We start from the raw sequence: 15,652 nt of genomic DNA, 5'->3' as shown, positions 1-15,652 counted from the left end.
GAAGAGGCTAATTGCTACTGTTGTCGCTCGCGATAATTGCGTCCACCGCTGCGTCGATGTCATCGTCCGACAGGAAAGGTGCCTGCGCATACATGATCGCGGGCTCTCCACTAAGCCGCGCCGCAAGATGTCCGAGGCCCAGCAGCTGTTCTGCACCCTTTACACCAAGCGCGATCTCGGATGTGCCGACGCTGGCAACCTTCAGGATCAACCGGTTGCCGAGATTGTCGCGCAACTGCATCGGCATGACGTTGGCGTCGGGCCGCTGTGCAGCAAAGATGAGGTGCATGCCGGCGGCGCGCGCTTTGACACCTAGTCGTGAGACATTGGAGGTCACCGCAGACTTATAGTCCTCGGTCAGCATCCACTCTGCGAACTCGTCATGGACCAGGAACACATAAGGCAGCCGTTCGGACGGCCCGGCCTTGGTGTTGAACGACCGGATGTCGCGCGCGCCATGCGCGCGAAACAGCTCGTAACGCCGCTCCATCTCGGCAACGAGACCTTCCATCACCTCGACGGCTCGGGTCTGATCGACAATGACCCCGCCCTGGATGTGGGGCAGACGTTCGACGGCCGCATAATCGACGCCCATTTTCGGGTCGATCAGATAGATGTGGGCGAGCTGACTTGGGTTGGTTGCGGCGATGTCGAGCAACAGCGCCTGGATCAACACCGACTTGCCCGAACCCGTCGCGCCAGCGACGAGCGTGTGCGGCTCATGCTGCTGCCCGCCGGCAAATGGGCCACCGAGGTTGAGATAGAGGATCTCGCCATCGAGTTCCTTGAGCCCGAGGACGAACGACGTGTTCACCCCGGCCGCGTTGCGGTTGATCTCACGGCAGCCCCAAACATCCCAGAGCGACACCAGCTGGCGTTGTGGGCGGGCGACGCCAACAACGATTTCACCGGGCAGTGGCGAGACAGAGATCAGCCTCAGCCCATGGGTCGTCAGCAAAGCTGACTGGCGCGCTTCGATATCTTCGACACGAAGCCGGTCCGACCCCATGAAGCGGATTAAGGCTGCGTTGGGCGTCAGACGTGTTGCCGTGATCTTGGCCTGCAGGTTGTAGCCAAGGAGCGCCGAGCGCAGCTTCTGCGCGGTCGCCTCAAGCCAGGTTTGGGCCTCTGCTGACTCTTCATGCGCCGCCTTGGCACGTGAATGGATCAGCGCTTCGACCCCTGTGCTGGCGACCAGTATCGCTGGCTGAGACGCCTCGCACGTGGCAATCACTGGTGCTGCCGGCGTCGGCGGGGTCGCGGCAGGTTCCGCAGCGGTTACGAGAACGGTGACCGCCGGACCGGTTGCGAGTGGTTCACTCCCTGCACCGGCTAATTGCTGAGCACCCGTATCCGTCGGCGCATCGCCCGAAACCTCGGCATGCGCCGAGGTTCCATCAGCCGCGCCCCCGCGTCCGGGTTCCTTGGGTGCCTGCTCCTCGCTAGCGATGCCGCCCTCGGGGTCGCCGTCATCATCGTCTTCGTCATAGTCATGGACGATCTGCTTGCTCGCTGGCCCGCTGGCCTCGCTCACCTCGATGGTCTTGGTCCACTCGACCCGCGGCGCGGGGTCCTGGAAGTCGAGTGTGTCCCAACTATGGTTCTGCCCGAGCCCAGCGCGGATTGTGCCGAGCGGCGTGCCGGCTTCATAGGCTTTGAGCAACTGACGGAGGCCCTCGCGGGTGAAAGTCTCCTGCAGGCCTCCTTTGATGCCCGTTAGTAATTCCTGATCTCCGTGCGAGCTACCATCTCCGGCGGGGCCAGAGATGAAGATATGCGAATAGCCGCGCAGATCGATCGGCACCGCACCACGCCGGATGCCATCGCGAACTCGTTCGAGCAGATTGGGTTGGCCAAGCGCCGCCGTCCCGTCGAGCAGCAGGTCGGCTATACGCGACAGCCAAAGATCGCGGTCGAGACGACCAGGATCGCCAAACAAGGCGTCGTCGATCCGCGCCACCGTTTGCCGCAGCTGGCTACGTGACTTTCGACAAGCTTCGGCCGCGCCCGATTGGTCGACATATTTGGCTTCGGTAACGATCGCGCGAAGCTGCGGTTTGCCTGCGGAATCGGTCGAGAGGCTCAGGCCAAGAATATCGGCAATGCCCTCCTCTTTTTGGCCAAGCCATTCAGCATAGTCGTCGAGCAAGAACCATGCGACTGCCGCTGCGCCACCCATTTCTTCGGCGATCAGGGCGCGGCTCAATACGAGACCGATCAGCTCGCCGGCTGATACCCCGCGTTTGGCAGCGCGCAGGACGATGTCGCCGGAAATGGCGTTTGCATCTTCAATCATGCGCTTCGCAAGCACTGCCAGCTTGGCATCGTCGAGTCCGAGCGAAAGCTCTGTCAGACGGCGCAGCACCAAGACATGCAAGATACGCAGTTCAGATGTCGAAGATACGACCATATTCCGGCCATGCGTCCGCTGACGTCGGTAACGGATAACGTTGATGCCTTGTGCGGCGAGCTGACGTTTATCGAGTAAATCGTCGTAGGTCGCGACCCATTCGGCGAGCCCATGCACTTCCTCGAACATCGCCTTGAGGCCGCCGTCTTGGAACGAGATCTGACGTGCGGGCAGATAATGCTCGTTGGGCGCATGGGACTGGCGCCGGACGATATTTGCTACGGCGTCGACATAGGCCCAGCCTGCATCGGGCTGGCGTGGACAAGTGAGATAGCTTGTGGCCTTGAGCTCGTCCTCCGAGGTGACGCGGCGGTAGGACCATCGCGCCGGAACATGCTCGAGCAAACTTGGATTATCGCTAATCGCCGGCACCGGAAACCATTGCTCGCGCGCCTGGCGTGACACGACATCGTGCAAGAAAGCGACATCGATCTCGCGAGTTCCACTGCTGCCTGTCGTTCCCTTGTCCAGCATAACGCCGATGCGCAGCTTTGACATGAAGTTGCGTGAGGTCTCACTCACCACCACCGCATCGGGATCGCCTTCTGAGCGCTCGAGCAGCTCAGTGTAAACGCGTGAGAGACGCGAGCGATCGCGGTGACGCACTAGAACATTGCAATGCATCTCGTCCTGATCCTGGACAGAGCCCAGCGCATTGACGGTGGCGAGAGGCAGTCCTGCCGCATCACAGTTGAACAGCATGATACTGAGGTTCGAGCGCTCGTGTGGCTGCAAATCGAGATATCGTTCCAGCAAGCTGCGGATCTGCCTCGCGGCTTCGGCCGGATCGACATCGGTGGTGGCTTCGGATGGGTCGCGCACTGGACGCTCGACCAAGCTATAGTCGTTCACAGTGCTAGTTTCAGCCAACAAGATCGCTTCGCCAGCGTCATAGCCGACCGCGATCTCAGGGAAGAGCGGATGGGCGAGCTCGTCGCGCAGGTCGGCGAAAAACAAGCGGGGATCGCCGAAGTTCACATCAACATCGGAGAGGAGATAGTCTGCAAGGCCTGCAACCGACCGCATCTTCGACGCACTCGCAGCAAGCCGGAGCGGGTGCCACGGCGCAACAATCGCCGACGGTCCTCCACCTAGTACGCGGACGGTGCCGATGCTTAGAAGCGGCTCCCACAAGTCACGGCGATTGAGGTCGCCAACAGCATGCACGAGTAACGCGCCAAGCAATGCACCATAAGCGTCAGCCTGTGCAATCAACGTGCCCGAGGCATAGCCGGAGCTTTGCAGTGCGGTGAGCGCCTCACCATAGAGTTTCGCAAAATGCGTCCAAGCGGCCTCGATCGCCGTGAAGCCGGCGACATCGATTCGCCCGGCATCCTTTGCCGCCTTCAGCGCTTTGGGGAAAAGCTTTGCGATATCATCGCCGGCGTTAGTGCGCGGGACCAAGGTGCCCGAATCCTGGCCGAAGGCAGGCTGCAAGGTGCCGACATCGGATAGCGACACGGCCTGCAGCGCGCCTTTCCGACTGACCGGTAGACGCGCAACATGGCTGCGTACGAAGGGGCGCTTAAGCAATCGCCCGATGTCCTTCGGTAGTTCGAGCCCGATCACGCCTGGCTGGCCCGACCACACGAGCTGTACGGTCGCGCGTTCACTACCGACGGACAAGGCGATGTCGAATTTAATCTGGATCGCGCCCCGCGCGGTAGACTCGTTTCGGCGATATTTCTTCTGACGCGCCTTGGCGCGGTCAAGCAACTCTTCATAGGCGAAGAGGTACGGTACATCCCACTCGACTGCGGGGCCGATCAAATCCTTGAGGCCGCGATAGCGTAGGCCGAAGGACAGCCCGACATCGGCGTTGAGATCGAGGAACTGGTTGCGTGTGCGCCGCGAAGACTTGATCACAAGCTTTCGCGATCCGCCAACAAGATTAACCTGTCCGAACAGGCGTTCGATAGCGCGTAGCAGACCTTCAAGGAAATCCGTACATTCAATCGGGCGGCCGAAGATGAACCGTTCCCATTTGACGCGCAGCGCCTTGTCTTGTCCGAGGTCGTCGCGATGGGCCTCGAAGAAGTCGCGGTCGTCGTCGCGAGTTTCCTTGAGAGAGCGAGTCTTGAGGGTCGCGAGATAGTCTTGGTCGGCCGCGCTCAACCTGTCAGGCAGCGTGAAATCGAAGAAATTTATCGTTTCCTGAGCGAATGACGTCTTCTTGAGCTTGATGCCCGAGAAGAGTTGGAGAACGCTCTGCCCTTCCCATTCAAAGCTCGCCAGCGCTTCGGCCTCAGGCCCCCAACCGGGCGCAGTATCGATAAAGGCATGGATCGTTGGATGGACTTCGGCCGGGATGTCCTCACGCACCTCGTCGAACTGGCTGCGAAGTTCCTCGCTCTCGATTATCTGCCGATTGGGGCGCTGTTTGACCAGCAGCGGTTTGCGGTCGGAGACGAGCTTCTCAAACAGCTTTTTCCAGCGCCGGGGCTGCTCGCGATCCTTGTCGCCGAGCCCCATAAAATAGCCGCTGTCGCGCGGCAAACGCAGTGCCGGCAGTGCCCACCCCAAGGCTGCTGCAACTGGAACCGCCTCTGTATCGATTCGCTCTCGCGTCATCGCGACATAGGTGCCAATTTGATGCAGCGTCCAATCATCAGCGCTGTTCAAACCCTTTAGCGCTGCCTTCCATCCTTCGATCTGGCCTTCACTCAAGCCCAAACCAGCTGCAGCGGCATCGACCCAAGGACCGGACTCCTCGGTGAGCTGCTTTGCCCCAATCAATGTCACGTCACCAAGCGATGCGCCCTGATCGTCGTCGGTGTTCGCCAGAAGCATTGCGGGCTGGTTACAAGCCGAGTTGCGGACCCGCACGGTACGTTCGTCGGTGATGACCGTCTCGGGCAACCCAAATGGTCCAACAAGATCGCGTGGAAGGGCAATCATCAGCTTACTCGCGGTCGCCGGGTCGGCGAGCAACGCGCGTGTGATCGCAGCAACTTGTTCACCGGTCAGCCGGTCGAGCAAATAGCGCGCCAGTTCATCGTCAGGCGTTAAAGCCTCGAGGCGAAAGCGGATGGAGGTCGCGCCAGCGGCACCAATCAGGTCTGACGGGGTCACGCGGCTACGTCTCGCTGGAAGGGGTTCTCTACATAGGCGCAACTATCCGAGAGCCGTTTCAGGAGACCGAGGCTGGCGAGCCGCTCTTCCAAGCGATGGGCGTTGTCTGAAAAATCCTCTTGGTCGGCAGTACCAGAATCAATGAATTGGCGCGCCTGCGCGTCGCCGATTACAAAGCCGTAGCGCTCGTTAATGCGCACTAGAAAATCCTTGAATTCGAGGCGTTCACTTACACAGGCGATGACCAAAGTCTTGAGCAACCGGTCGGTCGGGGCATAGCGAACCCGGCGGCTCGAGCGCCGTGAAGATAATCCGATAGCGCGGGCCCACGTCATATGGATCTTGCCAACATGTTGTTTGTGGCGAACGGTTGCGCGCCCGACGAGTTCATCGACAAAGGCCTGCGGATCAGCAGAGAGTTGGTCGTCATCGCCATCGGGCCACCCAAATTCTCGCTTCAATATGTCGATGGTATTGAGCGTAGGGTCATCCGACGCCAGCGCTTCGGTCCAGGCATCGGTCTCGATAACTCGCCGCACGAAGCGCTCGATGGCTTGCTGAGGCAGCATGTTGTTATGCTGATAGCTATCGGCCGAGAGATCGCGCACCACCGATTTGCGCGGCGAAACGATCTCACACACTAGGCTGATTGGCGGCCGATCGAGCAATTCGCGGGCGCGGTCGAGCTGGTACAATAGGAGGTTCAGGCCGGTCATTGTGACCAGATGCGGTATCGCGTCGTGCGCCGGGATCGGAAGCCTCAGGATCGCCAGCCAGTCAGCGGCTAGCCGGTCGAAGATCGGATGGCTCGAGCAGGGCAGGTAAGCGCCGGCGCGTTCTTGCTTCGCAAGCTGCCGCTCACCCTGCAGCGCATGCGCCATGCTGTCGTAGGGTGCAGGGCTTTCGAGAAAGCGACTGACCAGCAAACCACGCAGGGCGTCGGCATGCTGGCTCCGGCTCAGCATCAAATAAAGCAGTTCGCCGGATCGCGCAAAAAAGCGCCGATCGTTCGAGACGCTACCGCTCGGCTTGACGTTCACATCCTCGTACAACGCGTGCGGGCCGAACGGAAAAACAAACTTCGAACTCCAGCGCTTGTTGCTCGTCCCTTCTATCGCCGAGCCTTGAAGAAAGCTCAGTACGGAGGCAAAATCGTCGAAACTCTCGAACCGGTCGCGCAGATATGCGAAGTCCGGCCTCTCGATACCGCCAGCACTTTCGGCCATTCTTTCGAGCCACATCGCCCAAGCTGCCTCGTCCGATCGAGCCTCGGCGCGAACAGTCATGATGTGCGGGTTGTTGAAGACGAGATTGCGAAGTCGCAGTTGCAGCTGCGGTTTGTATGAAAGGCTGTTGAGGCGGTCCTCCTTGAGCGCCCGGCCCTCGCGATGTTCAGCGAGCAAAACCGTCATAAATTCGAGGAAAATCAGCCAGGGTGCCTGCTCATCGTGCAAGCGGTGACCCCAAATAGCTTCATCGATCCAGAATGCCGGGCCGGAGCGGTCCTCGAACTCGGTCGGACGAGCCAAAATTTCCATTGTCATACCCGTACGATCACCCGGCGCGGCTGGGCGCGTCCATTGGAATTGAGTTCAATAAAGCGCAGGACCAGCTCGCCGTCAGGCGATTCCTCATCGCCGTCGAGCTTGCGGCGGTTTTCGGTCTCACGCAGAAGGCGCGCCTTGAAAGCCAGCAAATCCTCATGGCATTCGAGCGAGAAACTGCTCGGAAGTGCGCCTTCGGCAACACGACCTAAAAATTCGAAGCGTGTCGGAGACAAGGGCAGAAACACTGGGGCGATCTCGCTGCCTCTTACGAGTTTAACCAAAACGCCGAAGCCATCGGCTTGATCGGCCACAATGCTGACTTCTTCTCCGCCCGAGCGCGGGACCGAAATAAGTTCGTCAAGAAGCGGGCTGCGCTTCGACTGCGAGTAGCTGCCCGAAGTCGCCAGCACGAGCTCGTCTTGGTTTTGCACGAGCATACCGGTAAAAATGCGATTGAGACCGCGCACTACCATATTGAGCGCTTCCCGTGGCACCGCCTGCCGCGCCGCAATGTTCTCGGCGACCGCAAGATAGAGGCCGGCGTAGCGGAAGACGGTTAGGTCCCAGAGATCATAGTCGGCCGCTTTGGCATCTGGCAAAGTGAAGAATAAACGCTGTCGCTGCGCTCGAAGCACCCCTAGAAAGCCCGACCTGTCGCCATCATCGGCACCTTCGAGGTAGCTGCGCTGTGCTGTCGCATAAGCAGGCGTAGCGCCGTAGACCGGATCGTTGAGCACCAGCGCGGCGTAGTCGGCAGCGTAGGCAGGGTCATCGGCCCCATAGACAAGGAGATTGTCGACACGGTTGCTCGTCTCGGCACCGATGCCAAAGGCGTTAAGCTTGCGGAACAGCTCAGTCTTCTCAGCCTTGCTGGGTTTCAAGTTCTCACCAAAGACATTGCGGTAAATGCTAGCAAGATCGGACTTACCGGACGCCTGTATCGTCGTAACATCGTTGCAGCTCATCAAGCCATCGCGTGCGTCGGGATGTCCGAGGATCGCATTGGCGACCAGCGCAAGCAATTGCCGCACGGGGAAATGGCTACCATTGCGCTCGCTCAGTTCGATCAATTCCGTCAGTCTACGCTTGAATGGATCGTCCTGATCGTCACCGATCAGCCGACGGCGGTTTTCGAAGATCGGGCATGACCCGTCGCCGTTGGCGTTGCAGCTATCGCAACCTACCCAATCCTCATGCCCGGTTACCTCATTGATAATTGCCATTGCCATATCGGCGGCCGGCGATCTGCTGAGATCGGTCAGATCGAGTGCTATGCCCTCATCGGCGCTGACGTTGGTCACTAGCAGGTCTTCGACCACCTTGCCGACCCGCGTCACCTCGGGTGTGGATGGTGCGGATTTGAGTTTCTCGAGCAACTGCCCGTGGTTGGCTGCGAACAGGTAGAAAGTCTGAGACGCCGGATTCGCGACGTCGCGTGCAAACTCGACGATCAGTTCATCGCTTTCATCGTCGCGAAGCTCGCTCAAATCCTTGACGATTACGAGCGTTCGTTCCCCTATTGCCAGACGTTGAATCTTGTCGCCTTGGTTCCAGGAAGTAATATCTCCGCCGAGTTCGGTCCACACCTCCCGGCAATGATATGTTTTCCCATCGCCGGCGGTGCCTGTGATAATGTGGGATACGGGCGTATCGCCCTTGAACATCTCAACGAGTTCTTCACGGAGGGGCGCCGGCAACGTAATCGGACGGATCTTGTGGCGTCGCAAAGCCCGCTGGATCGACTCGTCGTACATATTGTCGTTGGTCGGTATCGGTCCGTAGTTCCGAAGGAAACGTACCCATGCCGCAGTTTTTGGATTCGCCGACAAGCTATGTCCCCAAAGTTTTCGAAATGACCCGCATGTTATGCATCGCCAGTCGCTCCCACACGCAGACCATAACGCCATATAGCCATCAATAGACTGCAAAATCTTGCGGAAATGATTGATAAAGCAAAATTTGGCTGCCCTGCTCACCAATCTTGGGTACCAATGAGCTTCCCTCCTTTGGGTGTAGTGGGTTGCGCCAGCCTATCGCAATGGCAGCAGCAGCGCGATCACAAAAGAACTCGACAGAAAAGCCAAAGCCGCTCCCTCTGCCAGAAATAGTCAGCCGACAGGGGTTTGTTACTGCCCTTGGACAAGGTGGCAAGCGACCGGTTGCCGTGCAAAAAATGCATTATCTCGAAGGCCCACGCATCCTTGGTAGCTAGTGATACAGTCTTGACATACGGCCAACCGCAAGGTGACTGATAACAGGGTCGAAACGAGCATTGAATGGCAAACTATGTTAGCGTCCGCGCTCGTGGTGTAATTTCCGGTGTAGGCGATGGTGTATTCCGGGGTGGGGCATGCCCCACCCCGGAATGCGGCGTCGCTGGTGGCCACCGGGTTCATCGTTATGGTGGAGTTTGCACACTTCAACCGTGACGAAGAGGAGTTCCCGATGACCGAGGACAGATTACTGATCGAAGAGCTTGCTGCGAAGGGCGGCCAACCGGATTTTTTGCGCACCATCGCCGAGAACGTGCTGCAGCTGATCATGGAGGCCGACGTTGATGGCCTGATCGGCGCGGGTCGCCACGAACGCAGCAGCGAGCGCGCGACCTGGCGCAACGGCTATCGCGACCGTTCGCTGGATACCCGGGTAGGCACGCTGAACCTGAAAATCCCCAAGCTGCGTGCTGGGTCCTACTTTCCGGGCTTCCTTGAGCCCCGCAAGATGGTCGAGAAAGCGCTGGTTGCGGTGATCCAGGAAGCGTGGATCGGCGGGGTCAGCACCCGGCGGGTCGATGAACTCGTCCAGGCCATGGGCATGACCGGCATCTCCAAGTCCACCGTCTCCAAGCTTTGCAAGGACATTGACGAGCGCGTCCATGCCTTTCTGAAACGCCCGCTCACCGGCGAATGGCCGTATCTCTGGCTCGATGCCACCTATCTCAAGGTACGCGAAGGCGGGCGGATCATCAGCGTTGCCGCAATAATCGCCATGGCCGTCAACACCGAGGGCCGGCGCGAGATCGTCGGCCTGCATATCGGCCCCTCGGAAGCGGAGGTCTTCTGGTCCGACTTCCTGAAGGACCTTGTTCGGCGCGGTCTTACCGGCGTGAAGCTGGTCATCTCCGATGCTCACGAGGGCCTCAAGGGCGCGATCACCCGCGTCATGGGCGCCACCTGGCAGCGCTGCCGGGTGCACTTCATGCGCAATGCCCTGTCCTATGTGCCCAAGGGCCAGAACACTGTCGTCGCCGCCGCGATCCGCCAGGTCTTCCTGCAGCCCGATCAGAAAAGCGCAACGCAGGTCTGGCGACAGGTCGCCGACCAGTTGCGCACCCGTTGGCCCAAGCTCGGCGCCTGCATGGACGAGGCCGAAACCGACGTGCTCGCCTACACCGGCTTTCCCACCCAGCACCGCACGAAGTTACACTCAACCAATCCGCTCGAGCGGCTCAACAAGGAGGTCAAGCGCCGCGCCGACGTCGTCGGAATCTTCCCGAACGAAGACAGCATCATCCGCCTCGTCGGGGCTGTGCTGATGGAGCAGAACGACGAGTGGCAGCTCCAGCACCGATACATGCAGATCGAAGGCATGGCCGAACTCAACCAACCCATGATCGAGGAGGAAAATCAGCCCCTACACATCACCGCCAAAGCCGCCTGACGATGGCCCACGGCCACAGCCGAAATTACACCACCTTGACGGACGCGACCCAAACTATGACGACGCCCTGAAAGTAATGGACGCGGTCGCAAAGTACCGTGAGGACGAGAGTTTGCCCGACGACCCGCACGAAATCGACCGCCTCTGCGAGCGGTTGTTCTCGGACGATGGGTTTGACGAAGTCGCCATCGCATGGAAACGTATTTCGAAATACGAGCGTGAGGTACACGGAGGTGATTGGCCAAAGGCCGATTGATGAGAATTGCTGTCATGCTACTATTACCGCATGGCGAAACGGATTGAGCTCTACCAGGAAGCTGCCAAGCGCATGGCGATCAGCCCTGACGCGTGCATGGAGCAAATTCGGCGCTGCAGCATCAGTTCCAAGTTCGGATATGAGGGCACTGACCCAGCCTCGCTTGCCGCGATCGTGGGAATGGACGCAGACTGGGGTGCCGCCGCATTTGCGGAACTGCGGAGCACCGGTTTCATCATAACGGACTGGGCCCGTTTCAAATGGTACCAGCCCAGCGGCAAGGAACTCGATGATAAGATAGCCGAGCTAGCGGCAATCGAAGCCGCGGCAATCATCAGACTGTCGTCCATGGACTGCGCGTCGGCACTACCTGCTATCCGCGCCTTGGTTGAGAACTTCCTCGAAGAAGCGGATGGCGGGGACAAGATTGCGACGAGCCTTGCTCATAACAGGATGATGCTGGCGGTTGTCAGCGCCACCGGCGAGCTTCGTCTCATGGAAGATTATGTCAAACATGCCAGTGTGGCGGTCGCCTATGCAGTTGCGGCTCGACTTGAGGCTGCCGACCTCGAGGGCATGAAACGTTCAGCTAATGTCATTGTGGACCTCATCGGGACGACCGAACCGCGGGACTGCGCAGCCGAAGCGGTCGCCATGCGGCTCCACCCCAGAGAGCCCGTGAACGCGTAGGACGCCTCACTCAGCAAAGGGGCAGCGTTACCTGACCGACCTCTTCCAGAGGCTCTATAATCGGCGTGAATGTGCGGGAACTGCCTGCATAGGTTGGATAGCCCGCGATGTTGTCCTCGATAGTCTGGAATCCATCCTGGCGGTCGTTGACCGGATAGATGCCCTCGCTCATCTTTTCGATCAGCATCTGGAGCGAAGGGGCGATGCCATCAAAGAAAAGCCGGCTAGCCGCGCGAACGCCTGCAAGGTCGCCTGTCCTGGCTGCATCAAGAAACCGGTCGCTAGCCTCCACCAGAAATCCTGTGCGGACAGAATAAGAGTCTGCCATCCAAAGGAGGCGGAAAAACGCCTGGGGGATGAACTGCGAGACAAGGTTGGCAAGGGTGCTTTCCTTGCCACCTAGGACGATATGCGTGAGCCCCATTGCACCGAGAAAAAATTCCTCGTGTTTCACAGAGACGTTCCGAATGCGTTCGTCGATGAATGCCGCGAGTGGGCCCAGAGTTCCGCCCCCGGACTGCGCCAACCGGACTGCCCCAATCTCGACGATTGCGCCCAACGAAAGGCGCCATTCCTCAACTTGGCTCTGCGAGAATGTTGAGATGACATAGGACGTGCCCGAGCGGGTAAGATAGCCGCCGACCTTCAAGGCGACCAGCAACCTGCGCGCCATATTGATATGAAGCCCGTAGTACGCAGCCATGTCCTGGGCAGAGTACGGCGCTCCAGCCTTGAGCTCGCCAAATAGAATGCGCTCTCGAAGATCGAGATATGTCGCGTCAGTCTTCGATAACATGCTCTCAACGGCTCGCTTGAATTCAGCGTAACCGCTCCCCTTCTGGTATGATTCTGGCACCCCACGCAATCGCTGATACAAATCGAATCGGCAATCGACTCCTAACCCCTCGCAGCGTTGAACCTATGATTGTCTTTTTGGCGTAAAAACGCTACGGAAAGGCTAGGAGAACGCCGATGGACGATTTCAACAACAGATCGAACATGGATCCGATTACCTATGCTGTGATGACCGGCGATACCTCGCGAGGCGCATCGATGAGTGACCTTGGACGAACCTATGGCAGTCTTGAGGACGACACAAAGGATCTGACCTACGGCGGAACCAACACAGGTGCTGGCTCACTCCTTGCCCTCGTGCTGTCGATTGCCTTCCTCGTAGTCGCTATTCTCAGCTGGTAGCCGATTGGGATGATCGAGCGCTCAGACAATCAACGCTGATCTTTGTCATAGAAGCGTTGATTGAAGCGATCGTCGGCACCGCCCTCACCTTTTCGATCCTGCTGAAAATCCTGACGGCGCTGGCCGGATCGCGTGACATTGGTCTCATAACGCTGTCCGAGAGACTGACCGCCTTCCTCAATTCGATTGCCGATCGCGCTGTCTGACGACCCCTCGACAAGATTGCGCGGCGATACGGCTGAACGACGGGGACCCTGTCCGCGTAAGTCTGTCTCCGTAAATGCGCCCGGGCCCGAGACATTGCCAACAAGCGAACCGGGCTGCGGGATCAGATCATTGAATGGCGCCACGCGCTGATCATAATAGTCGGCGATGATAGCCCGCGCGACCACTTCAGCAGTCGCCTGCTCTTGGGGGCTAAGATCTGTGCGTGCCAGACTCGGTGCCGTCAGCCCCAGTTCAGCGGCCTTTTCCTGATACCGGCTTGCGATAATCTGGCTGAGGTCAAAGGAGAGATTGGACCCATACCCATCCCTGCTCGAGGTATTGCTGCTGAGGGATTTCGAGACCTCGTCGATCGCCGCAATGCGCTTATCAATCCGCCGAACGTCCTCAAGAGCCTGTTCCCGGGAAAAGGCCGCCTCAGAGTACCCCTCGCTCCGGCTGAAGCTGCCGCTCTGCGAATAGCTGCCGCTGTCCTGCGTTGCGTTGGATCCATTCGAACGATTGTCAGATGTCGATGAGTCGAAGCCCTGGCTCTGATTGGCTTCAGTTCCTCGGGTGACCGTATCTAGCCGCGCACGAGCGCCAGTAATGCCAGCTTGAACACTACCACCAAGCGCACCATTGGCCCCACTGCCGCCTTCACCATTCGCAGCGCGCTTCCCGCCGCGCCCCGCTGAACCACCAACGCTCAGCGAGCCACCCTTGGTTGTTTCGAGCCGATCCGTATTGCTTTGCTGGGCACCCTGCGAGGAACTCACACGATCGCTCTCCGAGACGGTGTCGCGTGCATCAAGCGACTGGTTGTCAAACCGCTGCAGGTTCTCGCCCGACCGGAACCCTGCAGAACTCTCGGAACCGCTGGAATTGCGGGTGCCGGTCGTTTGCCGGCTCGAAGTTCGATCAGCCAACGATAGCGCGCGGGAACGCTCTTCGCTCAGCGTATTGCGTGCGGTTTCCAGTTCGGACAGCGTCTGCTGGCGCTCAGCATTCGCGAATTGGCTGACAGAGGATGCAAACGCGAGGCGGCTCATCGCAGGTGAGGTATCGTAAATCGTCGCACCATCTGATGTTGTTCGGGTTATCGCGGCATTCGCACCTACGCTCGAAATGATCGGCGCGCCCCCGGAGAAAGACGGTGCCGTGTTCCACTGATCAGACTGCCGGTTGGAGCTCGAGAGGTTCATATAGCTCTCGTTGCCGTAGGCATAATTCCCGGTCGTGCGTTCCACTGCTGCGGCCTCGGCAGCTGACTGGGCAGGCGCCAGCATCGAGGTTGCCTGTGACGAGACCGCCATCGCGCCTTTGGCCATGCCCGCAGCCAGGAACGGGATCGACATCATCAGGAAGCCAGCAATCGTTGCCGTATCCGTGTTGACGGCATCGATGCCTGCCATCCCGGCCATCGTCACCCCGCCAGGCGAGGTCGCGTTCATCGCATCAGCCGTCCGGTCCATGATGAACATGTGCAGGACCACGTAGAGCGGTCCCCAGGCGGCCAGGTAGAAGAAGCCGGTAAAGTACCCCTTCAACGCAGGCGTGCCGCTGCGCGGGATGAGGAAGAGCGGGAAGATCACCGGGAACATCGCATAAAAGACGACCGTCAGGACGATGTTGAGGAGCGGGACCCAGGTCATCGCCTGCTCCGCTATCGACGTATAGGTGTTGCGCGCCTGCTCCTCGGCACGCAGGACCGCGAAGGTGTCACCATCGGCCGCGCCGAGGTTGGCGCGTGCCTGAAGGAAGGCGTTGACGAGCGAACGCTGTTGAAAAATCTGCTGCGCGGACTGCGAACTGCCATGGAAATGGTTGGCGACAATCGGAAGGTCCGCAATCAGCTTCGAGCGCGCGAGCGCAGGGGTTAACCCAGGGAAAATCTTGCGACCTTCTTCCTCAAGTGCCGTGTCGGAATAGGTCGTAACGCCGGTGGCGATCGCCGTATAACCGGCCTGACAAGTGACGATGGTAGGAGGGCCGCTTTCAGGGATGAACTTCATCCCTCGCGCGGGCGAGCCCGGTCCCATCTCCGTCAGAATGTCGTTTGAGTTCGCGATTGTGTCGAAGGATTTGAAGCCGAGCAGGATATCGTAGAAGAGGCACTGCTTCATGTACTCTTCAAGATTGGCGCTGATGCGGGGATCGCGGATACGGAAGTCCTGGGTGCGGTCCCAAAGACGCGCGCCGTAGATCATGCCATTGCTCGACATTTGCAGCGAGCCCGGCATCACGAAAACCGTCTCAGCCGTGCGCGTGAGCCAATCACCAGCAGTCGAACTGACCGAGGCTATCATTGCCAGCCCCAGAGGGACGTTTGCGACCGTAGCGGGTGCCAGGGATGGATTGAGGCGGTCGGTAACCCTCACCGTCATCGTGGGTACGATGAGGGCGCCATACATCAGCGTCGCCCCCAGAAACCAGTTGAACCAGGCACGCCAGTTGAGGCTGAACGCCACCACTAGCAGCGTGTAGATCAAGCCCATGACCATCACGACGCGCAGCAGCGAACGAAAGCCCCCACCCCCTGTCCAAGCGGATACCGCATTGAAGACATTGACGATGTATTCGCCCCCGCCGATCGTGAAGATCTCCATCATGGCA

The 15,652-nt window shown here is 59.3% G+C and carries 8 protein-coding genes; 3 read left to right on the top strand and 5 right to left on the bottom strand.

Going from position 1 to position 15,652, the window contains the following annotated elements; all coding sequences use genetic code 11:
• Positions 1 to 7: 7 nt before the first annotated feature.
• Genes LH19_RS27170 through LH19_RS27160 form a run of 3 tightly spaced genes read right to left on the bottom strand, consistent with a single transcriptional unit; the run spans position 8 to position 8,858 of the window.
• Complete coding sequence (locus tag LH19_RS27170; protein WP_054735565.1) at positions 8 to 5,482, bottom strand: FtsK/SpoIIIE domain-containing protein; 5,475 nt, start codon at positions 5,480 to 5,482, stop codon at positions 8 to 10.
• Positions 5,479 to 7,020 carry a hypothetical protein gene (locus LH19_RS27165; RefSeq protein ID WP_054735563.1) on the bottom strand — a complete coding sequence of 514 codons (1,542 nt, stop codon included), beginning with the start codon at positions 7,018 to 7,020 and terminating at the stop codon, positions 5,479 to 5,481. The genes LH19_RS27170 and LH19_RS27165 overlap by 4 nt, the downstream gene beginning before the upstream one ends.
• Positions 7,021 to 7,022: 2 nt before the next feature.
• Positions 7,023 to 8,858 carry a hypothetical protein gene (locus LH19_RS27160; RefSeq protein ID WP_234716265.1) on the bottom strand — a complete coding sequence of 612 codons (1,836 nt, stop codon included), beginning with the start codon at positions 8,856 to 8,858 and terminating at the stop codon, positions 7,023 to 7,025.
• 616 nt (positions 8,859 to 9,474) lie between these two features.
• Here LH19_RS27160 and LH19_RS27155 point away from each other — a divergent pair.
• Both LH19_RS27155 and LH19_RS27145 read left to right on the top strand, forming a co-directional pair.
• Complete coding sequence (locus LH19_RS27155; RefSeq protein ID WP_006954973.1) at positions 9,475 to 10,689, top strand: IS256-like element ISSpma2 family transposase; 1,215 nt, start codon at positions 9,475 to 9,477, stop codon at positions 10,687 to 10,689.
• 286 nt (positions 10,690 to 10,975) lie between these two features.
• A complete protein-coding gene (locus LH19_RS27145; protein WP_054735554.1) occupies positions 10,976 to 11,635 on the top strand; it encodes a hypothetical protein in 660 nt (219 codons plus the stop codon).
• A gap of 10 nt (positions 11,636 to 11,645) precedes the next feature.
• On the opposite strand, the gene LH19_RS27140 is transcribed toward LH19_RS27145, so the two are convergent.
• Positions 11,646 to 12,431 (bottom strand): hypothetical protein, encoded by a 786-nt coding sequence (locus tag LH19_RS27140; protein WP_054735551.1) that lies wholly within the window; start codon positions 12,429 to 12,431, stop codon positions 11,646 to 11,648.
• Positions 12,432 to 12,607: 176 nt separating this feature from the next.
• Between LH19_RS27140 and LH19_RS27135 the strand changes: the two genes are divergently transcribed.
• The gene (locus tag LH19_RS27135; protein WP_145923701.1) at positions 12,608 to 12,832 is read left to right on the top strand and encodes a hypothetical protein; all 225 of its coding nucleotides are present in this window, start codon (positions 12,608 to 12,610) and stop codon (positions 12,830 to 12,832) included.
• A gap of 29 nt (positions 12,833 to 12,861) precedes the next feature.
• Here the strand turns inward: LH19_RS27135 and LH19_RS27130 are convergent, their stop codons facing one another.
• Positions 12,862 to 15,648: a conjugal transfer protein TraG N-terminal domain-containing protein gene (locus LH19_RS27130; protein WP_054735546.1), complete on the bottom strand. Its 2,787-nt coding sequence runs from the start codon at positions 15,646 to 15,648 to the stop codon at positions 12,862 to 12,864.
• Positions 15,649 to 15,652 lie beyond the last annotated feature (4 nt).

Origin of the sequence: Sphingopyxis macrogoltabida, assembly GCF_001314325.1 — a bacterium.
Taxonomy (GTDB): Bacteria; Pseudomonadota; Alphaproteobacteria; order Sphingomonadales; family Sphingomonadaceae; genus Sphingopyxis; species Sphingopyxis macrogoltabida.
Note: the sequence above shows the minus strand (reverse complement) of the source record. Positions and strands in the feature narration are given on the sequence as shown.

What these genes read in the sequence shown, in the direction of transcription:
- LH19_RS27165 (WP_054735563.1), bottom strand. Translation starts at nt 7,020, where the DNA reads ATGGAAATTTTGGCTCGTCCGACCGAGTTCGAGGACCGCTCCGGCCCG.
- LH19_RS27155 (WP_006954973.1), top strand. Translation starts at nt 9,475, where the DNA reads ATGACCGAGGACAGATTACTGATCGAAGAGCTTGCTGCGAAGGGCGGC.
- LH19_RS27145 (WP_054735554.1), top strand. Translation starts at nt 10,976, where the DNA reads ATGGCGAAACGGATTGAGCTCTACCAGGAAGCTGCCAAGCGCATGGCG.
- LH19_RS27140 (WP_054735551.1), bottom strand. Translation starts at nt 12,431, where the DNA reads ATGTTATCGAAGACTGACGCGACATATCTCGATCTTCGAGAGCGCATT.
- LH19_RS27135 (WP_145923701.1), top strand. Translation starts at nt 12,608, where the DNA reads ATGGACGATTTCAACAACAGATCGAACATGGATCCGATTACCTATGCT.
- LH19_RS27130 (WP_054735546.1), bottom strand. Translation starts at nt 15,648, where the DNA reads ATGATGGAGATCTTCACGATCGGCGGGGGCGAATACATCGTCAATGTC.